Here is a 20,724-nt window from a genome sequence, read left to right as displayed (position 1 = left end):
GAAATCCCCCATTTTGCTGATAACGCGCTGGTTTAACTGGCTAATTATTCGCCAGACGCCTGGGCTTCCGGCTTGCCGTAAATCAGCAGCGGTTTGGATTGACCGGCGATCACCGACTCGTCGATCACCACTTTGTCCACGCTGTCCATCGACGGCAGATCGTACATGGTATCGAGCAGCGCGCCTTCCACGATGGAACGCAGGCCGCGGGCGCCGGTTTTGCGCGCCATGGCTTTCTTGGCGATGGCGTTCAGCGCTTCGTCACGGAACTCCAGCTCCACGCCTTCCAGGTTGAACAGCGCCTGATACTGCTTGGTCAGAGCGTTCTTCGGCTCTTTCAGGATCTGAATCAGCGCGTCTTCGCTCAGCTCGCTCAGGGTCGCCACCACCGGCAGACGGCCGATGAACTCAGGGATCAGACCGAACTTGATCAGGTCTTCCGGTTCGGCCTGCAGCAACAGTTCGCCTTCGGTGGCCTTCTCGGACTCGCCCTTGACGGTCGCGCCGAAGCCGATGCCGGAGCCGGTGTTGACGCGCTGGCCGATCACCTTATCCAGGCCGGCAAATGCGCCGCCGCAGATAAACAGGATCTTGGAGGTATCGACCTGCAGGAACTCCTGCTGCGGATGCTTGCGCCCGCCCTGCGGCGGAACCGCGGCGATGGTGCCTTCAATCAGCTTCAGCAGCGCCTGCTGCACGCCTTCACCCGAAACGTCACGCGTGATAGACGGGTTGTCGGACTTGCGGGAAATCTTATCGATTTCATCGATATAAACGATGCCGCGCTGCGCTTTCTGCACGTCATAGTCACATTTTTGCAACAGCTTCTGGATAATATTTTCCACGTCCTCGCCCACGTAACCGGCTTCGGTCAGCGTGGTGGCGTCGGCCATGGTGAACGGCACGTCCAGGAAGCGCGCCAGCGTTTCCGCCAGCAGAGTCTTGCCGCTACCGGTTGGGCCAATCAGCAAGATGTTGCTCTTGCCCAACTCGATACCGTTGCTGGTATCGCCGTTGCGCAGGCGTTTGTAGTGGTTGTACACCGCAACCGCCAGCACTTTCTTCGCCTGCTCCTGACCGATGACATAGTCATCCAGGTGGTGGCGGATTTCGTGCGGCGTCGGCAGCGCACTGCGCTCACGATGCGGGGCAACTTCTTTAATCTCTTCGCGAATAATGTCGTTACACAGATCGACACATTCATCGCAGATATACACTGACGGCCCGGCAATCAGCTTACGCACTTCATGCTGGCTTTTGCCGCAAAAAGAGCAGTACAGCAGCTTTCCTGAACCGTCTTTGCGCTTATCTGTCATCAGTCAAACCTCTTCTTTAGTCTTGTCCCGCAGGAAAATCACGGCGGCAGTGCGCCCAAACTCATATCGGGAACGCCGGGGGGCTACAACAGAGCGAGCCCCTGCCCACTCTGATTACTATAGTCCATCGGCGCCGCGTGGTTCTAGCTGCGGTGTGTCAGAATGCTGTCAACCAGGCCGTATTCCACGGCTTCTTCCGCGGTCATAAAGCGATCGCGCTCGGTATCGCGCTCGATCTGCTCCAGCGGCTGGCCGGTATGCTCGGCCATCAGTTCATTCATGCGCGCTTTCACCTTGAGGATTTCACGCGCGTGGATTTCGATGTCCGTCGCCTGGCCCTGGTAGCCGCCCAGCGGCTGGTGAATCATCACGCGCGAGTTCGGCAGGCAGAAACGTTTGCCTTTGGCGCCCGCGGTCAGCAGGAAGGAGCCCATCGAGCACGCCTGCCCCATACAGATGGTGCTGACGTCCGGCTTGATGAACTTCATGGTGTCGTAAATCGACATGCCCGCGGTGATCACCCCGCCCGGCGAGTTGATGTAGAGGAAAATGTCTTTTTCCGGGCTTTCCGCTTCGAGGAACAGCATTTGCGCCACGATCAGGTTGGCCATGTGATCTTCCACCTGGCCGGTCAGGAAAATGATGCGCTCTTTCAGCAGGCGGGAATAGATGTCGTAAGAACGCTCCCCGCGTGAAGTCTGCTCTACCACCATCGGCACCAGCGCCATGTTCGGTGCAAATTGATCTCGTTCGCCACTGTATGACATTACCGTCTCCTAATAGAAATTGCCTTGGCGGCCAGGGTGTCACCCTAATACGCCGATTCTACTTGAGAACGGCCATGATGACTATGCTCAAGCATTCGACCCGCGCCACACGTACCCGACGGTTATTTCATCCCGCGCACTTTGGCAAACAGCCCCAGAATTATTCTTTACAGATTGGGGGAGCCCGGCGCGATTTCAAGCCCAGAGGCCGATTTTCTCCGCGCGCCGGAAACGATGCCGTTATTCTGACCGTTATCATGCCAGCCAGTTCCCCAGGCAACAGGGTAAATATAGTGCATATTGCCCCGCTTAACCTGAGATTAATCAGCAACGTGGCAAAAAGAAAAGCCCGCAACCTGAGGTTGCGGGCTTTTTCATCGTGCGCCGGTTCGCCAGGCGAAACCGGGGGCGCCGTTCATCGCGCCCGGCACGCAGGCATTACGCCTGTTGAGTTTGGTTCATCAGCTCGCTGAAGGTAGTGGCTTTTTCAGTCACTTTCGCTTTTGCCAGCAGGGCTTCAACCGCTTGCTCTTCCAGAGCCACGTTGCGCATGTTGTTCATCAGCTCTTTGTTTTTGCTGTAGAACTCAATGACTTCGCTCGGATCTTCGTAGGCGGAGGCCATTTCTTCGATCAGCGTCTTCACGCGGTCTTCGTCAGCTTTCAGATCGTTGGTGCTGATCACTTCGCCCAGCAGCAGGCCAACCACTACGCGGCGTTTGGCTTGCTCTTCGAACAGCTCGCGTGGCAGTTCCAGCGCTTGCTTCTCGTTGCCGCCGAAACGCTGTGCAGCCTGACGACGCAGCACGTCGATTTCGCCGTCGATCAGCGCAGCAGGCACGTCGATTTCGTTCGCGCTCACCAGGCCTTCGATCGCCTGAGACTTGATGCGGTTACGCACGGCGCCTTTCAGCTCGCGCTCCATGTTCTTGCGAACTTCGGTGCGCAGACCGGCAACGGAACCGTCCGCCACGCCGAAACGCTTGATGAACTCTTCGGTCAGTTCAGGCAGCTCGCGCTCTTCAACTTTCTTCAGCACGATAGCGAATTTGGCCGCTTTGCCCTTCAGGTTTTCCGCGTGGTAGTCTTCCGGGAAGTTCACGTCGATGGAGAACTCTTCGCCCGCTTTGTGACCGACCAGACCTTCTTCGAAGCCTGGGATCATGCGGCCCTGGCCCATTGCCAGCACGAAGTCGGACGCTTTGCCGCCTTCGAACTCTTCACCGTCGATAGAACCGGTGAAGTCAACGGTCACGCGATCTTCAGCTTCCGCCGCGCGATCGGTTTCTTTCCAGGTCGCCTGCTGCTTGCGCAGAGTGTCCAGCATCGCGTCGACGTCTTCGTCGTTCACTTCCACTACTGGTTTTTCAACTTCGATGTTTTCCAGGCCTTTCAGCTCAACTTCTGGATACACTTCGAATTCAACGGCGAAAGTGAAGTCTTCACCTTCTTTGTACTCGCCCGGCACGTAGTTTGGTGCGCCGGCCGGATTAATCTTTTCTTTGATGATCGCGTCAACGAAGCTGCGCTGCATCGCTTCGCCCAGCACGTCCTGACGAACAGAGGCGCCGTAACGCTGTTCCACGATGTTCATCGGCACTTTGCCTTTGCGGAAGCCGTCGATACGCACGCTTTTCGCTGCGTTGATCAGCTCTTTCTTCACCGCCTGCTTGATAGTATCAGCCGGTACAGTAATAGAGAGACGGCGCCCAAGGCCTTGAGTGGTTTCTACTGAAACTTGCATCTTGTTACCTCAAAAAAATCACAGTGCTCGGTCAACTCCGTTCCAAGAACCAGGACGGCTACAAATAAGAACCGAGTTCCCTGATGACAGAAGCGTCCCGAAACCATTCCGGAAAAATAAGACGCGACATTATAGCGGCGCATGCATGGCGAGTCGAGGAAAGCTAGGCGGCGCAGGCGCGCTAAAAATCACACTTTTGTCGATTCGATCGCCAAAAGGCCGCCAAAACAGACCGAACGTTGGCCATATTGCGCATCGGCCGTGTCGTCGTCAAAAACAGAAACGGCCCGCAGGCCGTTTCAAAATTCGTCAGTAGTAATACCCTAATTCGAGGGCAAAGTTCCACTGATACCTGAAAATTTCCCCCTCAGGCCAGCGTCCCGGCGCCGCGGCACGGCGGCGAGGCCGGCACGGTATCCTGCAACCCTTCCCACTCTTTGAGCGTATAGGTGTGCAGCGCCAGCGCGTGTACGCCATCGGCCAACTCTTCCGACAATACCCCGTAGATGGAGCGGTGACGCGTCAAAAACCGTTCGCCGACGAAGCGATCGCTGACCAATACCACTTTGAAATGACTTTCTGAACCCGCCGGAACGTTATGACGATAGCTTTCATCAACGACTTCCAGATACGCGGGCTCAAACGCCGCCCTTAACTTTGCTTCTATTTGCTCGCGAATCATAGGATCTCCTTACAACACCGGCAGAGGACCGTGCCCATCTAGTTCAATATTAGCCGGTTTTCCCCCGTTTAGACCATCGCCTGGACAAATTTCTCTTTTCTGCGGTCAGAGGATGAGCGTCATCCCCGCCGCTTGGGGGATTATCCGATTGAGCGGGCCAAAAAAGCGTGTTTTTATCAACGGCAGGTAAAAATTTGTCACTCAGGCGCCTTCCGCGCTTCCACCGCACGGCGGCGATGCTATGATGTCGGCAATTCGTTGTCGGCTATCCCGCTCTGATTATTGCTAAATCCATCGAGAATGAGACAGAAAACATGTTAAAGAAACTTTGTCTTCCTTTGCTGACCGCCCTGCTGCTGGCCGGCTGCGCGACCAGCAGCAACACCCTGAACGTCACGCCGAAAATCGTTCTGCCGCAGCAGGATCCGACCCTGCAGGGCATCACCATCAGCATCAACGGCGCGGATCAGCGCACCGATCAGGCGCTGGCCAAGGTGAACCGCGACGGCCAACTGGTCACGCTGACGCCGTCGCGCGATCTGCGTTTCCTGCTGCAGGAAGTGCTGGAGAAACAAATGGGCGCCCGCGGTTACATGATTGGCGCCGACGGCCCGGTCGCGCTGCAGGTGGTCGTCAATAATCTGTACGCGGACGTATCCGAAGGCAACCTGCGCTACAACATCACCACCAAAGCCGACATCTCGATCATCGCCCAGGCGAAGAACGGCAACAAGCAGGTGAAAAACTACCGCTCGACCTATAACGTGCAGGGCGCCTTCACGGCGACCAACGACAAGATCACCGACGCCGTCAACTCCGTGCTGGGCGACGTGATCGCCGACATGGCGCAGGACACCAGCGTCAACGACTTTATCAAGCAAAACGCGCGCTAATCGGCGCGCCTGGCGCCGCCCGGCGGATCGGGCGGCGCAGACAGGGAACTCATGTCGAAACACTATCTGAACATCTTCACCCAGCGTAACTCCGCCATTCTGCTGCTGCTGGGCTTCGCGTCGGGTCTGCCGCTGGCATTGACCTCCGGCACGCTGCAAGCCTGGATGACCGTCGAAAACATCGATCTGAAAACCATCGGCATCTTCTCGCTGGTGGGTCAGGCCTACGTCTTCAAATTCCTCTGGTCGCCCTTCATGGACCGCTATACCCCGCCGTTCCTCGGGCGGCGGCGCGGTTGGCTGCTGATCAGCCAGCTGCTGCTGGTGGCGGCGATAGTCGCGATGGGCTTTATGCAACCCGCGCAGCACCTGTGGTGGCTGGCGGCGTTGGCGGTGCTGGTGGCGTTCTGCTCCGCCTCGCAAGATATCGTGTTCGACGCCTATAAAACCGACCTGCTGAAAGCCGAAGAACGCGGCGCGGGCGCGGCGATATCGGTGCTGGGTTATCGGCTGGCGATGCTGGTTTCCGGCGGCCTGGCGCTGTGGCTGGCGGATCGCTATTTCGGCTGGCAAGCCACCTACTGGCTGATGGCCGGATTGATGCTGATCGGCGTGGCCGCCACGCTGATGGCGCCGGAGCCGGATGAAAGCATCCCGGCGCCGCGCACCATGGAACAGGCGGTCGTCGCGCCGCTGCGCGATTTCTTCGGCCGCAACAACGCCTGGCTGATCCTGCTGCTGATCGTGATGTACAAAATGGGCGACGCCTTCGCCGGCAGCCTGAGCACCACCTTCCTGATCCGCGGCGTGGGATTCGACGCCGGCGAAGTGGGGCTGGTGAACAAAACCCTCGGGCTGTTCGCCACCATCGTCGGCGCTCTGTTCGGCGGCGTGCTGATGCAGCGTCTCACCCTGTTCCGCGCCCTGATGCTGTTCGGCGTCCTGCAGGCGGTCTCCAATCTCGGCTATTGGATCCTGGCGGTGACCGACAAGAACCTGCTCACCATGGGCAGCGCCATCTTCCTTGAAAACCTGTGCGGCGGCATGGGCACCGCGGCCTTCGTCGCACTGCTGATGACGCTGTGCAACCGTTCGTTCTCCGCCACCCAGTTCGCGCTGCTGTCGGCGCTGTCCGCCGTGGGCCGCGTTTATGTCGGCCCGATCGCCGGCTGGTTCGTCGAAGCCCATGGCTGGCCGCTGTTCTATCTGTTCTCGATCGCCGCCGCGCTGCCGGGCTTGCTGTTGCTCGGCGTCTGCCGCCAGACGCTGGAACACACCCAGCAGCATGGCGACTTTATGCCGCGCACCGCGTTTACCCAGGCTTACCGCTGGGCGCTGCGCCTGCTGACGCTGGGCTGCTCGCTGCTGGGGCTGTGGTTGCTGCTGCTGATCGCCAATGCGCTCGACTGGACGCAGGCGCCGCTGTTGGCCGACCGGCTGCTGCAGATCGGCGCCGCATTGAGCCTGCTCGGCGTCGCGATGGGCAGCATGCTGGATTATCTGGCGCTGCGCCGCGCTCGTTTGGCGTAACCCGACCGGCCGGCGATTTTGCCGGCCGAAAAAAAAGCGATCCGGGGGTGTATTTATTTCGTTAAAAAAAGATAATCAGCGAGAAAATTATTTTTTTATCCGACTGCGGCGCTCGGAAATAAAATTAAATTCACCTTTAAGACACAATTATTTTACATTAAATAAACCTTTTCTGCGTATTTCCCCGCCGCGCATTTCTTCGCCAGATTCATCATACCTTTAGTTTTCCTTAACATACGGACTGCTCGTCACGATTCAGCGTGCCAACGCGTTGTTGTCATTGGTAAATTGTCACGCAGGGTTACATCTGTGACCCCCTTAACAGAAAGTGTCAACAAGCCGCTGACACTCCCTTAAGCATGTTTACAGTACTGCAACCTTCCCGTAAAATGCCCGCACACATGAAACGACAATTGAGCCTTTGTTATTGAGGTCGTTAGATGAGACTTAAGAAATACAATAAAAGTATTGGGATGCTGTCATTAATTGCAGGCACTGTATTGCTCAGTGGCTGCGATATGGTTTTGATGAATCCCAAAGGAGCAATTGGTGTTGAGCAACGGACACTGATTATCACTGCAATCGCGTTGATGTTGATCGTGGTGGTGCCAGTTATCTTCATGGCGTTCGCCTTTGCCTGGAAGTATCGCGCTTCCAACAAAGACGCCAAGTACAGTCCGAACTGGGCCCACTCCAACAAGATCGAAGCGGTCGTCTGGACCATTCCTATCATTATCATCGCCATCCTTGGCACCATTACCTGGAAGACTACCCACGAACTCGATCCGTTCAAGCCGATTGTCACCGACAAGAAGCCGATGACAATCGAAGTGGTGTCGCTCGACTGGAAATGGCTGTTCATCTATCCGGAACAAGGCATTGCGACCGTTAATGAGCTGGCTTTCCCGAAAGATGTTCCAGTCGAATTCAAGATCACCTCTAACTCGGTAATGAACTCGTTCTTTATCCCGCAGTTGGGTGGACAGATTTATGCGATGGCCGGCATGCAGACCAAACTGCACCTGATCGGCAACGAAGCCGGTGCCTACAAGGGCATCTCCAGCAGCTACAGCGGCGCAGGCTTCTCCGGTATGAAATTCACCGCGATCGTTACCCCGACCGAAGGCGACTTCGATCAGTGGGTGGCCAAGGTGAAGGCATCGCCTAAAAACCTGAACACCACCGACGACTTTAACAAACTGGCAGAGCCGAGTGAAAACAACCCGGTCGAGTACTTTGCCGCTGTCAAACCGAATTTGTTCAAAGAAACAATTGCCAAATTCATGGGCGACATGGATATGCACAAGGGCGCTGGCGCGCACGAAGGCATGGACATGAGCCAAGGTATGGACATGGGTGAACATGCTGCTCACGCCGGAGCCGAGGAATAACTGATGTTGGGAAAATTAACACTTGATGCGGTTCCGTACCACGAACCGATCATCATGGTCACCGTAGCCGCAATTATCGTCGGGGGCCTGGCAGTGCTGGCGCTGCTGACCTATTTCGGCAAATGGAAGTGGCTGTGGAGCGAATGGCTGACTTCGGTCGACCATAAAAAAATTGGTATCATGTATATCGTCGTGGCGATGGTCATGCTGCTGCGCGGCTTCGCCGACGCCATCATGATGCGTAGCCAGCAGGCGTTGGCGTCCGCCGGCGAAGCCGGATTCCTGCCGCCGCACCACTACGACCAGATCTTCACCGCGCACGGCGTCATCATGATCTTCTTCATGGCGATGCCTTTCGTGGTCGGCCTGATGAACGTCGTGGTGCCGCTGCAAATCGGCGCGCGCGACGTCGCCTTCCCGTTCCTGAACTCCCTGAGCTTCTGGTTCTTCGTGGTGGGCGTTGTGCTGATCAACATCTCCCTGGGGGTCGGTGAATTCGCTCAGACCGGTTGGCTGGCGTATCCGCCGCTGTCGGGTAAAGAGTACAGTCCTGGCGTCGGGGTCGATTACTGGATCTGGAGTCTGCAGATTTCCGGTCTGGGTACCCTGCTGACCGGCGTGAACTTCTTCGCCACCATTCTGAAGATGCGTGCCCCTGGCATGCCTATGATGAAGATGCCGGTGTTCACCTGGGCGGCGCTGTGTACCAACGTCCTGATCATCGTTTCTTTCCCAATTCTGACCGTCACCATCGCGCTGCTGACCCTGGATCGCTATCTGGGCACCCATTTCTTCACCAATGATATGGGCGGCAACATGATGATGTACATCAACCTGATTTGGGCCTGGGGTCACCCAGAGGTGTACATTCTGGTTCTGCCGGTGTTCGGCGTGTTCTCCGAAGTCACCGCGACCTTCTCCAGAAAACGCCTGTTCGGCTATACCTCACTGGTATGGGCAACTATCGCGATCACCGTTCTGTCGTTCATCGTCTGGCTGCACCACTTCTTCACCATGGGGTCCGGCGCGAACGTTAACGCCTTCTTCGGTATCGCCACCATGATCATTTCCATCCCGACCGGGGTGAAAATCTTCAACTGGCTGTTCACCATGTATCAGGGCCGCATCAAGCTCAACTCCGCAATGCTGTGGACCGTTGGCTTCATCATCACCTTCTCCGTGGGTGGTATGACCGGCGTTCTGCTGGCGGTGCCGGGCGCGAACTTCGTGCTGCACAACAGCCTGTTCCTGATCGCGCACTTCCACAACGTCATCATCGGCGGCGTGGTGTTCGGTTGCTTCGCGGGCCTGACCTACTGGTTCCCGAAATCCTTCGGCTTCACGCTGAACGAAAAATGGGGCATCCGCGCGTTCTGGTTCTGGATCATCGGCTTCTTCACCGCCTTCATGCCGCTGTACGCATTGGGCTTTATGGGCATGACCCGTCGTATCAGCCAGAACATTAACCCTGAGTTCCACCCTCTGCTGCTGGTTGCAGCCGGCGGTGCGGCGCTGATCGCCTGCGGCATCTTGTGCCAGCTGACCCAGATCTTCGTCAGTATCCGTGACCGCGAACAGAACCGCGATCTGACCGGTGACCCATGGGGCGCTCGTACTCTGGAGTGGTCAACGTCTTCTCCACCGCCGTTCTATAACTTTGCCGTAGTGCCGCAGATTCATGACCGTGATGAGTTCTGGGACATGAAAGAAAAAGGCGAAGCCTATAAGAAACCGGCTAAGTACGAACCGATTCATATGCCTAAGAACACCGGCGCCGGCGTTATCATCGCCTTCTTCAGCCTGGTATTCGGTTTCGCAATGATTTGGGAAATCTGGTGGATGGCTCTGGCCGGTTTCATCGGTATGATCGTCGTCTGGATCGGCAAGAGCTTCGATCACGATGTTGACTACTATGTGCAGGTTGATGAAATCGAGCGCATTGAGAACCAACACTACGAACAAATCCGTAAAGCAGGCGTGAACCATGTCAACTGAAACTCTGACCAATCATAACGCAGCCCATGCAGAGCATGGGCACCACGATGCGGGTGAGACCAAGGTCTTCGGATTCTGGATCTACCTGATGAGCGACTGTATTTTGTTTGCGAGCTTGTTCGCGACTTATGCAGTCCTGGTGAACGGGACCGCCGGCGGTCCCTCTGGCAAAGACATCTTCGACCTGAAGTTTGTCTTGGTCGAAACTTTCCTGCTGTTATTCAGCTCCATCACCTACGGCATGGCGATGATCGCCATGAACAAGGGTAAAGTTGGCGGTGTAAACACCTGGCTGTTCCTGACCTTCCTGTTCGGTCTGGGCTTCGTGGCGATGGAAATCTATGAATTCCATCACCTGATCGCCGAAGGCTTCGGTCCGGATCGCAGCGCGTTCCTGTCCAGCTTCTTCGCGCTGGTCGGCACCCACGGTCTGCACGTGACTTCCGGCCTGATTTGGATCATCGTGCTGATGATTCAGGTGAGCAAGTTCGGCCTGACCGCGACCAACAAAACCCGCCTGATGTGCCTGAGCCTGTTCTGGCACTTCCTGGACGTGGTCTGGATCTGCGTATTTACCGTTGTCTACCTGCTGGGGGTTATGTAATGAGCCATTCATCCCATGAAACCTCTCACGGCGGCGCAAGCCACGGCAGCGTGAAGTCATACCTGATCGGCTTTATCCTGTCGATCATCCTGACGGTAATTCCATTTGCGATGGTAATGAACGGCACTGCCTCTCATTCCACCATCCTGGCGGTTGTTGTCGGTATGGCGGTTATCCAGGTGATTGTTCACCTGGTTTACTTCCTGCACATGAACACCTCATCGGAAGAGCGCTGGAACCTGGTGGCATTGCTGTTCACCGCTATGATCATCGGTATCGTTGTTGTAGGTTCACTCTGGATTATGTACAACCTCAACATCAATATGATGGTCGATTAAGAGCTGAGCTGCACGTGATGATTAAGCAATACCTGCAAGTCACTAAACCAGGAATTATTTTCGGCAATTTAATTTCTGTCGTTGGGGGATTCCTGCTCGCTTCCAAAGGGAGCATCGACTATCCCCTGTTTCTCGCCACCCTGGTGGGTGTCTCGTTGGTGGTCGCGTCGGGCTGTGTGTTTAACAACTACATCGACCGCGACATCGACAAGAAGATGGAGAGAACGAAGAATCGGGTGCTGGTAAAAGGCCTGATCGCGCCGAGTGTCACCCTGGTTTATGCGACCGCGTTGGGTATTGTGGGCTTCGCGTTGCTGTATATCGCGGCCAACCCGCTGGCCATGTGGCTGGCGGTGATGGGCTTCGTGGTTTATGTCGGCGTTTACAGCCTGTACATGAAGCGCCACTCGGTCTACGGCACGCTGATCGGCAGCTTGTCGGGTGCCGCGCCGCCGGTTATCGGTTACTGCGCGGTCACCAACGAGTTCGACGCCGGTGCGTTGATCCTGCTGGCTATCTTTAGCCTGTGGCAGATGCCGCATTCTTATGCGATCGCTATCTTCCGCTTTAAAGATTACCAGGCGGCCAACATTCCGGTGCTGCCGGTGGTGAAAGGCATTTCCGTCGCCAAGAACCACATCACGGTCTACATCCTGGCGTTTATGATCGCCACGCTGATGCTGACCCTGGTGGGCTACGCCGGCTACAAATACCTGATCGTCGCTGCGGCGGTGAGCGTATGGTGGCTGGGCATGGCGCTGCGCGGTTACAAAACCGAAAACGACAGCGTCTGGGCGCGTAAACTGTTCGTGTTCTCCATCGTCGCCATCACCTCGCTGAGCGTGATGATGTCGATCGACTTCAGCGCCACGGCGGCGCCTGAAGCGCTGGTGACCTACGTTTGGTAAGCCAAATCATCTGTCAATGGGCCGCGTATGCGGCCCATTTTATTTGTCACGCCGAAAAGCGGCCAAACTGTAATATCTGTTAAACAACATTCGATTTACCCCCCCTGCCCTGCACACTAAAATGACGCAGCTTTACAGAAATCATGCCATCAGGCGCTGTCTCAACGTCTGATGGCATGGTTTTTACCGAGGTTTGACGTGAACGATAATTCAATGACCCCGCAGGAGCGCCGCGCCACCTGGGGATTGGGCACCGTGTTCTCCCTGCGCATGCTCGGCATGTTTATGGTATTGCCGGTGTTGACCACCTACGGCATGGCGCTCAACGGCGCCAGCGAAGCGCTGATCGGTATCGCCATCGGCATTTACGGCCTGGCGCAGGCGGTGTTTCAGATCCCGTTCGGCCTGGTGTCCGATCGCATCGGCCGCAAGCCGCTGATCGTCGGCGGCCTGCTGATCTTTGCCCTCGGCAGCGTGATCGCCGCCGTCACTGACTCTATCTGGGGCGTGATCCTCGGCCGCGCGTTGCAAGGCTCCGGCGCCATCGCCGCCGCGGTAATGGCGCTGCTCTCCGATCTGACCCGCGAGCAGAACCGCACCAAAGCGATGGCGTTTATCGGCGTCAGCTTCGGCATCACCTTCGCCATCGCCATGGTTCTGGGCCCTATCATCACTCACGCCTTGGGCTTGCACGCGCTGTTCTGGATGATCGCCGTGCTGGCGCTGGCCGGCATCGTCATCACCCTGGCAGTGGTGCCTTCCGCCGACACCCATCTGCTGAACCGCGAGTCCAGCATCGTGCGCGGCAGCTTCCGCAAAGTGCTGAGCAACTCGCGCCTGTTGAAACTCAACTTCGGCATCATGTGTCTGCACATTCTGCTGATGTCGAGCTTCGTGGCGCTGCCGCTGGCGATGGAAAAAGCCGGGCTGGCGGCCAGCGAACACTGGATCGTCTACTTGGTGACCATGCTGGTGTCGTTCGCCGCCGTGGTGCCGTTCATTATCTATGCCGAGAAATATCGCCGCATGAAGCAGGTGTTTATGGGCTGCGTGGCGGTACTGTTCTGCGCCGAAGTGCTGCTGTGGCTCTCCGGCGCTCATCTATGGGGCATCATCGCCGGCGTGCAGCTGTTCTTTATGGCCTTCAACGTGATGGAAGCCATCCTGCCTTCGCTGATCAGCAAAGAATCGCCGGCCGGCTACAAGGGCACCGCGATGGGGGTGTACTCCACCAGCCAGTTTATCGGCGTGGCGATCGGCGGCAGCCTCGGCGGCTGGCTGTACGGTTTGCAGGGGGCAGGCTTGGTGTTTATCGCCGGCGCGGTATTGGCCGCCGTCTGGTTCCTGGTCAGCAGCACCATGAAAGAGCCGCCGTATGTCAGCAGCCTGCGCATTACGCTGTCGGAACTGGCGGTGAAGGATTCAGCGCTGGAAAGCCGCCTGAAGGCGCAGCCCGGCGTGGCCGAGGCGATCGTCGTGCCGGAAGAGCGCAGCGCCTACGTCAAGGTGGATACCAAGCAGACCAATCGCGGTCAGTTGGAAGCGCTGGTCAATTCGCTGTAAAAAATCAGGGCCGGCAATGCCGGCCCCGTCGAGATTAATCGCGGAAGTTCTTGAACTGGAACGGCTGGCCCAGATCGCCGCCGCGCACCAGCGCCATCACGCTCTGCAAGTCGTCGCGTGACTTGCCGGTCACCCGCACTTCTTCGCCCTGGATCTGCGCCTGCACCTTCAGCTTGCTGTCTTTGATCAGCTTGACGATTTTCTTCGCCACGCTGGTTTCAATCCCCTGCTTCAGCTTGGCTTCCACGCTGTAGGTTTTACCGCTGTGGGTAAACTCTTCCGGGATCTCCAGCGCGGCGCCGTCGATGCTGCGCTTGCTCAGTTTTTCGCGCAGAATGTCGAGCAGCTGCTGCACCTGGAAATCAGACTCGGTGGCAACCTTGATGCTTTGATTCTTCTCGTTTAGCTCAAAGCTGGCCGGCACGTTGCGAAAATCCCAGCGGGTGCCGAGATCGCGGGTGGCGTTCTCAACGGCGTTACGCACTTCCTGCATATCAATTTCGGAAACGATGTCGAAAGATGGCATACTTCTTCCTCCTGAATGAGTGCCTAATAGCTTAGGCGATTTTGATGCCGAGCATGATAACCGCTTTGCCGCCTCAGACAAAATCTGCTGAACGCACGCAGGGATAGCGCTTCAGGCTGCCATAAAGCCTATAGTTAGATCACGGTAATTGAGCGGTATTCCCGTGTTTCCAAGGAGACTGAATGAAAATAACCATTCTTGGTTGCGGCGCGCTCGGACAACTGTGGCTCTCCCGGCTGTATCAGCAGGGCCACGATGTACAGGGATGGCTAAGAGTGCCGCAGCCTTTTTGCGCCGTGAACGTGATAGAGCCGGAAGGCGTCTCGTTTAATCGCAATTTGCCCACCAACGATCCGGAGCACCTCGCGCAAAGCGAGCTGCTGCTGGTGACGCTGAAAGCCTGGCAGGTATCCAGCGCGGTCAGCGCGCTGTTGCCGAAGCTGAGCCCCCGCTGCGCCATCTTGCTGCTGCACAACGGCATGGGCACTCAGGAAGAGCTGCCGCCGAACGGCCAGCCCATCTTGCAGGGCACCACCACCCACGCCGCGCGCCACGAAGGCAGCACCATTATCCACGTCGCCACCGGCATCACCCACATCGGCCCCACCTCACCGGCCGCCCAGCACCTCAGCCACCTGGCAGAAGTGCTGCATCAGGCGCTGCCCGACGTCGCCTGGCACAACAACATCGCCTCGGCCAACTGGCGCAAGCTGGCGGTCAACTGCGTGATCAACCCGCTGACGGCGCTGTACGGCTGCCGCAACGGCGATCTGCAGCGCTACCCGGAGCAGATCGAAGCGCTGTGTCGTGAAGTCGCCAGCGTGATGGCCATGGAGGGTTACCACACCTCCTGCGAAGGCCTGATGCAATACGTGATGGACGTGATCCACAGCACCGCCGACAACGTTTCGTCGATGCTGCAGGATATCCGCAGCCAGCGGCATACCGAGATCGACTACATCACCGGCTACCTGCTGCGCCGCGCGCGCAGCCACGGCCTCACGCTGCCGGAGAATGCGCGGCTGTTTGAATTGATTAAACGAAAGGAAAATGAATATGAGCGTATCGGCGCTGGTCTGCCTGGCACCTGGTAGCGAAGAAACCGAAGCCGTCACCACCATCGATCTGCTGGTGCGGGCGGGCGTTAAAGTCACTACCGCCAGCGTCGCCGGCGACGGCGAGCTGACTATCGTTTGTTCGCGCGGCGTCAAGCTGCTGGCCGACGCGCCGCTGGTGGCGATCGTCGATGAGCCTTTCGACGCCATCGTGCTGCCCGGCGGCCTGCAGGGGGCGGAATGCTTCCGCGACAGTCCGCTGCTGGTGGAAAAAGTGCGGCAGATGCATCTGCAGGGCCACATCGTCGCCGCCATCTGCGCGGCCCCAGCGCTGGTGTTGCAGCACCACGATCTGTTCCCGATCGGCAACATGACCGGTTTCCCAGGTTTGAAAGATCGGATACCGGCGGATAAATGGATGGAGCGCCGCGTGGTGTACGACGCGCGCGTCAACCTGCTCACCAGCCAGGGGCCGGGCACCGCGATGGAGTTTGCACTGAAGCTGATAGACCTGCTGCTCGGCAAGGCCAAAGCGGCGGAGATCGCCGCGCAGCTGGTGCTGATCCCTGGGATGTACGATTTCCGCGACTGAGCGGCTTGCCGATAAAAAAAGGGCTGAACACCGGTTCAGCCCCTCTCATTTACGCCGCTGCCCGCGTTACGGGCGATAAACCTTCACGTTGCTGAAGCCCTGCTCCAGCAGGTACAGCGCCTGCAGGCGGCTCATTACGCCGCGCTCGCAGTACAGCAGATAGGTTTTGCTCTGATCCAGATCGCCGAACTGGGTGCTCAGCTTATAGAACGGCAGCGCTTTCACTTCAACCTGTTCCAGCTGCAACGGCTTCTCTTCCTGCTCGTCGTTGGAACGGATATCCAGGATCACCTCGTCGGCGCCGAAGGCCGCGACGGTTTCCACTTCGGTCACCTGCTCCTGCGCCTGCTCGGCGATGGAGCGAATATCGACGTTCTTCGCCTCGCTCACCACCCGATCGAGAATGCTGAAATCGAAGTGGCTTTCTTCCTCTTCAATCTTGGCCTTGACGGCTTTTACCGTCGGGCTCTTCGAAATCACGCCGCAGTATTCCGGCATGGTTTTGGCGAAGTCTTCGGTGCCGATTTCACGCGCCAGTTTGATGATGTGCTCTTTATCGTGCGAGATCAGCGGACGCAGGATCAGCGTATCGGACGCATTGTCGATCAAGCGCAGGTTGGTCAGCGTCTGGCTGGACACCTGCCCCAGCGCTTCACCGGTTACCAGCGCCTGCACGCCGTAGCGTTCGGCCACTTGCGAAGCGGCGCGCACCATCATGCGCTTGAGCACCACGCCCATCTGGCCGTCGTCGACTTTCTCCAGGATCTCGCCCACCACCGGCTCGAAGTCGATAGCGACGAAGCGCACCTTGTGCGAGCTGGCGAAACGGTTCCACAGATAGTGCGCCACCTGCTTCACGCCAATCTCATGCGCGGCGCCGCCCAGGTTAAAGAAGCAGAAGTGCACGCGGCAGCCGCGACGCATCAGCATATAGCTGGACACGCCCGAGTCGAAACCGCCGGAAATCAGCGACATCACGTCTTCCTGAGTGCCGACCGGGTAACCACCGATGCCTTCGAGGCGGCGTTTAACCAGCATCAGCTTGTCGTCTTCGATCTCAAGGTTTACCGTGACCTGCGGGCGGGTCAGGTTAACGCGCGCGCTGTCGATATGCTGGTTCAGACCGCCGCCGACGTAGCGCTCCACGTCCTGCGAGTTGAACGCCTGCTTGCCGCGGCGCTTGACGCGCACGCAGAAGGTTTTGCCTTCCAGCTGGGCGCGGTAGGCTTCCAGCGTCTGCTCGAAGATGTGGTGGATATCGGTATAAGCGCGATCTTCCACTTCCAGAATATGGTGGATACCGGGAATGCGCGTCAGCGCGTCGGCGATGACCGGCCGCTGGTTTTCATCTTTGGCGCGAACTTCGATATGATCCCAGTGACGGACGACCGCCAGCGTTTCATCATACTGCTTCAGGACGTTGCGAATATTGGTCGAGAGAATCTTGATAAAGCGCAAGCGCACAGATTGGCTCTTGATGGTGATTTCCGGGAACAATTTAATGATAAACTTCATGGCGGTCTTTGTTGTCAGATAAGAATTACGGCGCGGAGTATATCACCATATCGCCGTGCTCTGCGCACAAAACCACACATGAGCGCCATGATTTGCTAATCAAGATCCGCTAGGATAGGCTCTGGCGCCACGGTTCACATGATGACGTAAAAAGAAAATTATGCCGAAAAAACCAGCACAATCAGCCAGTACAGAGCAAACAGCCAGCTTTGAAAGCGCCCTCGGCGAGCTGGAAAGCATCGTGACGCGTCTGGAGTCGGGCGAACTGCCGCTGGAAGACGCGCTGAACGAATTCGAACGCGGCGTGCAGCTGGCGCGTCAAGGCCAGCAGAAACTGCAACAGGCGGAACAGCGTGTGCAGATCCTCCTTAACGACAGCGCCGACGACGCGGCGTTGGCGCCTTTCACACCGGATACCGAGTAACCGACATGTCTGAGATCGTCCCATCGGCCGCTTTTGCCGATCAACTGCAGATTTTCCGCCGGCGCGCCGATCGCGCGCTGCTGGATTTCATCGCCCCGCTGCCGTTCAACAACGGCAACATGGTGGCGGCGATGCGTCATGGCGCCTTACTGGGCGGCAAGCGCCTGCGCCCGTTCCTGGTGTACACCACCGGCCAGATGTTCGGCGTATCGCTGACCAACCTGGACGCGCCGGCGGCGGCGGTGGAATGCATTCACGCCTACTCGCTGATCCACGACGATCTGCCGGCGATGGACGACGACGATCTGCGCCGCGGCCAGCCGACCTGCCACATTAAATTCGGCGAAGCCAACGCGATCCTGGCCGGCGATGCGCTGCAAACGCTGGCGTTTTCGATCCTGGCCGATGCCGAAATGCCCGACGTGGCGCTGCGCGATCGGCTGGCGATGGTCTCCGAACTGGCGGCAGCCAGCGGCGTCGCCGGCATGTGCGGCGGCCAATCGCTGGATCTGGAGGCCGAAGGCAAGCGTGTCGATCTGCAGGCGCTGGAGCAGATCCACCGCCACAAAACCGGTGCGTTGATCCGTGCCGCGGTGCGTCTGGGCGCGCTGAGCGCCGGCGAAGCAGGACGAGCGGCGCTGCCGCAGTTGGATCGTTACGCCGCTGCGGTCGGCCTGGCGTTCCAGGTGCAGGATGACATTTTGGACGTTGTCGGCGAGACTGAAAAGATCGGCAAGCGCCAGGGAGCGGACCAACAACACGGAAAGAGTACCTACCCGGCGTTACTCGGGCTTGACAGCGCGAAAGCAAAAGCGTGGGATCTCTATCAGGAAGCATTAGCTGCATTAGACACTTTGGCAGCGCAATCTTATAACACAGCGCCATTGCGAGCGTTAGCCAGCTTCATTATTGAACGCGACAATTAACGTGTGACGTTAACTCCTCTGATATGAGTATCGAATGAGTCTTGATATAGCCAAATACCCAACCCTGGCGCTAGCGGAAAACCCCGAGGAACTCCGCTCACTGCCCAAAGAGAGCTTGCCGAAGCTGTGCGATGAGCTGCGGCAATATCTGCTGAACAGCGTCAGTCGCTCCAGCGGCCACTTTGCCTCCGGGCTGGGTACCGTCGAACTGACGGTGGCGTTGCATTTCGTCTACAACACGCCGTTCGATCATCTGGTGTGGGACGTCGGCCACCAGGCCTACCCGCACAAAATCCTGACCGGCCGCCGCGACCGGATCGCCACTATCCGGCAAAAGAACGGGTTGCACCCCTTCCCGTGGCGCGCCGAAAGCGAATACGACGTGCTGTCGGTCGGCCATTCGTCAACCTCGATCAGCGCCGGCCTCGGTATGGCGGTGGCGGCAGAGCGTGAAGGCAAAGGCCGCCGCACGGTGTGCGTGATCGGCGATGGCGCCATCACCGCCGGCATGGCGTTCGAAGCGATGAACCACGCCGGCGACATCAATCCGGACATGCTGGTGGTGCTGAACGACAACGAGATGTCGATCTCGGAAAACGTCGGCGCGCTGAACAACCATCTGGCACAGCTGCTGTCCGGCAAGCTTTACTCCACCCTGCGCGAAGGCGGCAAAAAAGTGCTGGCCGGCGTGCCGCCGATCAAGGAGCTGGTGAAACGCACCGAAGAGCACCTGAAAGGCATGGTAGTGCCGGGTACGCTGTTCGAAGAGCTGGGCTTCAACTACATCGGCCCGGTAGACGGGCACGACGTACAAGGCCTGGTCGCCACGTTGAAAAACATGCGCGATCTGAAAGGCCCGCAGCTGTTGCACATCATGACCAAGAAAGGCCGCGGTTACGCGCCGGCGGAGAAGGATCCGATCAGCTTCCACGCGGTGCCGAAGTTCGATCCCGCCAGCGGCACGCTGCCGAAAAGCGCCGGCGGTCTGCCGACCTATTCGAAAATCTTCGGCGACTGGCTGTGTGAAACCGCCGCCAAAGACAGCTCACTGATGGCGATCACGCCGGCGATGCGCGAAGGTTCCGGCATGGTGCAGTTCTCGCGCGACTATCCGCAGCAATATTTCGATGTGGCGATCGCCGAGCAGCACGCGGTCACCTTCGCCGCCGGGCTGGCGATCGGCGGCTACAAGCCGGTGGTGGCGATCTATTCCACCTTCCTGCAACGCGCCTACGATCAGCTGATCCATGACGTGGCGATCCAAAACCTGCCGGTGATGTTCGCCATCGATCGCGGCGGCATCGTAGGCGCCGACGGCCAGACCCACCAGGGGGCGTTCGATCTGTCGTTCATGCGCTGCATCCCGACCATGGTGATCATGACGCCGAGCGACGAAAATGAATGCCGCCAGATGCTGTATACCGGCTATCACTACAACGACGGCCCGAGCGCCGTGCGCTATCCGCGCGGCACCGGCACCGGCGCTGCGCTGGAGCCGCTCAGCCTGCTGCCGATCGGCAAAGGCGTGGTGCGCCGCCAGGGGGAAAAGATCGCCATTCTCAACTTCGGCACCCTGCTGCCGGAGGCCGCTGCGGCGGCGGAAGCGCTCAACGCCACGCTGGTCGACATGCGCTTCGTCAAACCGCTGGACGAGCAGCTGGTGCTCGAACTGGCCGCCAGCCATGAAACGCTGGTCACGCTGGAAGAGAACGCCATCATGGGCGGCGCCGGCAGCGGCGTCAACGAACTGCTGATGGCCAAACGCCGTCCGGTGCCGGTGCTGAACCTCGGCCTGCCGGACAGCTTCGTCTCACAGGGCACCCAGGAAGAACTGCGCGCCGATCTGGGGCTGGACGCCGCCGGCATTCAGCGCCAAATCGAAACCTGGCTGGCGCAGTAATTCGCCACTCGCGCCTGATAAAACGCCTCCGCCTTCGGGGGCGTTTTCATTTCCGC

At 58.2% G+C, this 20,724-nt stretch carries 19 protein-coding genes; 13 read left to right on the top strand and 6 right to left on the bottom strand.

The features are described 5' to 3' along the window. Positions 1 to 44: 44 nt before the first annotated feature. From clpX to bolA, 4 genes are all read right to left on the bottom strand, one after another. Complete coding sequence (clpX, locus tag ACJ8J1_RS11035) at positions 45 to 1,316, bottom strand: ATP-dependent protease ATP-binding subunit ClpX (protein ID WP_004940354.1); 1,272 nt, start codon at positions 1,314 to 1,316, stop codon at positions 45 to 47. Between the two features lie 143 nt (positions 1,317 to 1,459). After that, positions 1,460 to 2,083 (bottom strand): ATP-dependent Clp endopeptidase proteolytic subunit ClpP, encoded by a 624-nt coding sequence (gene clpP / locus ACJ8J1_RS11030; RefSeq protein WP_103682133.1) that lies wholly within the window; start codon positions 2,081 to 2,083, stop codon positions 1,460 to 1,462. A gap of 438 nt (positions 2,084 to 2,521) precedes the next feature. Continuing rightward, the gene (gene tig, locus ACJ8J1_RS11025; protein WP_031300019.1) at positions 2,522 to 3,826 is read right to left on the bottom strand and encodes a trigger factor; all 1,305 of its coding nucleotides are present in this window, start codon (positions 3,824 to 3,826) and stop codon (positions 2,522 to 2,524) included. A 367-nt stretch (positions 3,827 to 4,193) separates the two neighbouring features. Further along, positions 4,194 to 4,508 (bottom strand): transcriptional regulator BolA, encoded by a 315-nt coding sequence (gene bolA, locus ACJ8J1_RS11020; protein ID WP_004940361.1) that lies wholly within the window; start codon positions 4,506 to 4,508, stop codon positions 4,194 to 4,196. A 314-nt stretch (positions 4,509 to 4,822) separates the two neighbouring features. On the opposite strand from bolA, the gene ACJ8J1_RS11015 reads away from it, so the two are divergent. The 8 genes from ACJ8J1_RS11015 (at position 4,823) to ACJ8J1_RS10980 (ending at position 13,730) form a co-directional block, all read left to right on the top strand. Further along, positions 4,823 to 5,401, top strand: a complete 579-nt coding sequence (locus tag ACJ8J1_RS11015) for a lipoprotein (RefSeq protein WP_033642071.1) — start codon at positions 4,823 to 4,825, stop codon at positions 5,399 to 5,401. A 51-nt stretch (positions 5,402 to 5,452) separates the two neighbouring features. Continuing rightward, positions 5,453 to 6,931 (top strand): muropeptide MFS transporter AmpG, encoded by a 1,479-nt coding sequence (gene ampG, locus ACJ8J1_RS11010; RefSeq protein WP_033642070.1) that lies wholly within the window; start codon positions 5,453 to 5,455, stop codon positions 6,929 to 6,931. Between the two features lie 440 nt (positions 6,932 to 7,371). Further along, positions 7,372 to 8,322, top strand: a complete 951-nt coding sequence (gene cyoA, locus ACJ8J1_RS11005; protein WP_033642069.1) for a cytochrome o ubiquinol oxidase subunit II — start codon at positions 7,372 to 7,374, stop codon at positions 8,320 to 8,322. 3 nt (positions 8,323 to 8,325) lie between these two features. Next, on the top strand, positions 8,326 to 10,317 hold the full coding sequence (cyoB, locus tag ACJ8J1_RS11000; RefSeq protein WP_033642067.1) for a cytochrome o ubiquinol oxidase subunit I: 1,992 nt from the start codon (positions 8,326 to 8,328) through the stop codon (positions 10,315 to 10,317). Beyond that, positions 10,307 to 10,921 (top strand): cytochrome o ubiquinol oxidase subunit III, encoded by a 615-nt coding sequence (locus ACJ8J1_RS10995; RefSeq protein WP_004940367.1) that lies wholly within the window; start codon positions 10,307 to 10,309, stop codon positions 10,919 to 10,921. The genes cyoB and ACJ8J1_RS10995 overlap by 11 nt, the downstream gene beginning before the upstream one ends. Further along, on the top strand, positions 10,921 to 11,259 hold the full coding sequence (locus ACJ8J1_RS10990) for a cytochrome o ubiquinol oxidase subunit IV (RefSeq protein WP_004940369.1): 339 nt from the start codon (positions 10,921 to 10,923) through the stop codon (positions 11,257 to 11,259). Before ACJ8J1_RS10995 ends, ACJ8J1_RS10990 begins: the two co-directional genes overlap by 1 nt. Before the next feature lie 17 nt (positions 11,260 to 11,276). Beyond that, positions 11,277 to 12,167: a heme o synthase gene (cyoE, locus tag ACJ8J1_RS10985; protein WP_025301761.1), complete on the top strand. Its 891-nt coding sequence runs from the start codon at positions 11,277 to 11,279 to the stop codon at positions 12,165 to 12,167. A gap of 198 nt (positions 12,168 to 12,365) precedes the next feature. After that, positions 12,366 to 13,730, top strand: coding sequence for an MFS transporter (locus ACJ8J1_RS10980; RefSeq protein ID WP_025301760.1), 1,365 nt, complete (start codon positions 12,366 to 12,368; stop codon positions 13,728 to 13,730). Between the two features lie 34 nt (positions 13,731 to 13,764). Here the strand turns inward: ACJ8J1_RS10980 and ACJ8J1_RS10975 are convergent, their stop codons facing one another. Next, positions 13,765 to 14,256, bottom strand: a complete 492-nt coding sequence (locus tag ACJ8J1_RS10975) for a YajQ family cyclic di-GMP-binding protein (protein ID WP_004940373.1) — start codon at positions 14,254 to 14,256, stop codon at positions 13,765 to 13,767. A gap of 182 nt (positions 14,257 to 14,438) precedes the next feature. On the opposite strand from ACJ8J1_RS10975, the gene panE reads away from it, so the two are divergent. Both panE and yajL read left to right on the top strand, forming a co-directional pair. Then, the gene (panE, locus tag ACJ8J1_RS10970) at positions 14,439 to 15,350 is read left to right on the top strand and encodes a 2-dehydropantoate 2-reductase (protein ID WP_033642065.1); all 912 of its coding nucleotides are present in this window, start codon (positions 14,439 to 14,441) and stop codon (positions 15,348 to 15,350) included. Beyond that, positions 15,313 to 15,903 carry a protein deglycase YajL gene (gene yajL / locus ACJ8J1_RS10965; RefSeq protein ID WP_033642064.1) on the top strand — a complete coding sequence of 197 codons (591 nt, stop codon included), beginning with the start codon at positions 15,313 to 15,315 and terminating at the stop codon, positions 15,901 to 15,903. The genes panE and yajL overlap by 38 nt, the downstream gene beginning before the upstream one ends. Before the next feature lie 66 nt (positions 15,904 to 15,969). Here yajL and thiI read toward each other — a convergent pair whose 3' ends face one another. Continuing rightward, positions 15,970 to 17,418, bottom strand: coding sequence for a tRNA uracil 4-sulfurtransferase ThiI (gene thiI, locus ACJ8J1_RS10960; RefSeq protein WP_033642063.1), 1,449 nt, complete (start codon positions 17,416 to 17,418; stop codon positions 15,970 to 15,972). Between the two features lie 160 nt (positions 17,419 to 17,578). Here thiI and xseB point away from each other — a divergent pair, with 160 nt between their 5' ends. From xseB to dxs, 3 genes are read left to right on the top strand one after another with little or no spacing between them, the layout of a single operon-like run. Then, the gene (xseB, locus tag ACJ8J1_RS10955) at positions 17,579 to 17,842 is read left to right on the top strand and encodes an exodeoxyribonuclease VII small subunit (RefSeq protein ID WP_033642062.1); all 264 of its coding nucleotides are present in this window, start codon (positions 17,579 to 17,581) and stop codon (positions 17,840 to 17,842) included. Positions 17,843 to 17,847: 5 nt separating this feature from the next. Then, entirely contained in the window at positions 17,848 to 18,768 is a 921-nt protein-coding gene (gene ispA, locus ACJ8J1_RS10950; protein WP_033642061.1) for a (2E,6E)-farnesyl diphosphate synthase, read from the top strand. A 34-nt stretch (positions 18,769 to 18,802) separates the two neighbouring features. Continuing rightward, the gene (gene dxs / locus ACJ8J1_RS10945; protein ID WP_033642060.1) at positions 18,803 to 20,668 is read left to right on the top strand and encodes a 1-deoxy-D-xylulose-5-phosphate synthase; all 1,866 of its coding nucleotides are present in this window, start codon (positions 18,803 to 18,805) and stop codon (positions 20,666 to 20,668) included. Positions 20,669 to 20,724 lie beyond the last annotated feature (56 nt).

Origin of the sequence: Serratia sp. CY37869 (genome assembly GCF_052168895.1) — a bacterium.
Taxonomy (GTDB): Bacteria; Pseudomonadota; Gammaproteobacteria; order Enterobacterales; family Enterobacteriaceae; genus Serratia; species Serratia ureilytica.
The sequence above is the reverse complement of the archived record's forward strand: the minus strand, read 5'-3'. Positions and strand labels throughout refer to the sequence as shown.

Coding starts and splice junctions, on each gene's coding strand:
- ispA (WP_033642061.1), top strand. CDS start 17,848: ATGTCTGAGATCGTCCCATCGGCCGCTTTTGCCGATCAACTGCAGATT.
- clpX (WP_004940354.1), bottom strand. CDS start 1,316: ATGACAGATAAGCGCAAAGACGGTTCAGGAAAGCTGCTGTACTGCTCT.
- ACJ8J1_RS10975 (WP_004940373.1), bottom strand. CDS start 14,256: ATGCCATCTTTCGACATCGTTTCCGAAATTGATATGCAGGAAGTGCGT.
- tig (WP_031300019.1), bottom strand. CDS start 3,826: ATGCAAGTTTCAGTAGAAACCACTCAAGGCCTTGGGCGCCGTCTCTCT.
- cyoB (WP_033642067.1), top strand. CDS start 8,326: ATGTTGGGAAAATTAACACTTGATGCGGTTCCGTACCACGAACCGATC.
- dxs (WP_033642060.1), top strand. CDS start 18,803: ATGAGTCTTGATATAGCCAAATACCCAACCCTGGCGCTAGCGGAAAAC.
- thiI (WP_033642063.1), bottom strand. CDS start 17,418: ATGAAGTTTATCATTAAATTGTTCCCGGAAATCACCATCAAGAGCCAA.
- panE (WP_033642065.1), top strand. CDS start 14,439: ATGAAAATAACCATTCTTGGTTGCGGCGCGCTCGGACAACTGTGGCTC.
- cyoA (WP_033642069.1), top strand. CDS start 7,372: ATGAGACTTAAGAAATACAATAAAAGTATTGGGATGCTGTCATTAATT.
- ACJ8J1_RS11015 (WP_033642071.1), top strand. CDS start 4,823: ATGTTAAAGAAACTTTGTCTTCCTTTGCTGACCGCCCTGCTGCTGGCC.
- ampG (WP_033642070.1), top strand. CDS start 5,453: ATGTCGAAACACTATCTGAACATCTTCACCCAGCGTAACTCCGCCATT.
- bolA (WP_004940361.1), bottom strand. CDS start 4,508: ATGATTCGCGAGCAAATAGAAGCAAAGTTAAGGGCGGCGTTTGAGCCC.
- clpP (WP_103682133.1), bottom strand. CDS start 2,083: ATGTCATACAGTGGCGAACGAGATCAATTTGCACCGAACATGGCGCTG.
- yajL (WP_033642064.1), top strand. CDS start 15,313: ATGAGCGTATCGGCGCTGGTCTGCCTGGCACCTGGTAGCGAAGAAACC.
- xseB (WP_033642062.1), top strand. CDS start 17,579: ATGCCGAAAAAACCAGCACAATCAGCCAGTACAGAGCAAACAGCCAGC.
- ACJ8J1_RS10990 (WP_004940369.1), top strand. CDS start 10,921: ATGAGCCATTCATCCCATGAAACCTCTCACGGCGGCGCAAGCCACGGC.
- cyoE (WP_025301761.1), top strand. CDS start 11,277: ATGATTAAGCAATACCTGCAAGTCACTAAACCAGGAATTATTTTCGGC.
- ACJ8J1_RS10995 (WP_004940367.1), top strand. CDS start 10,307: ATGTCAACTGAAACTCTGACCAATCATAACGCAGCCCATGCAGAGCAT.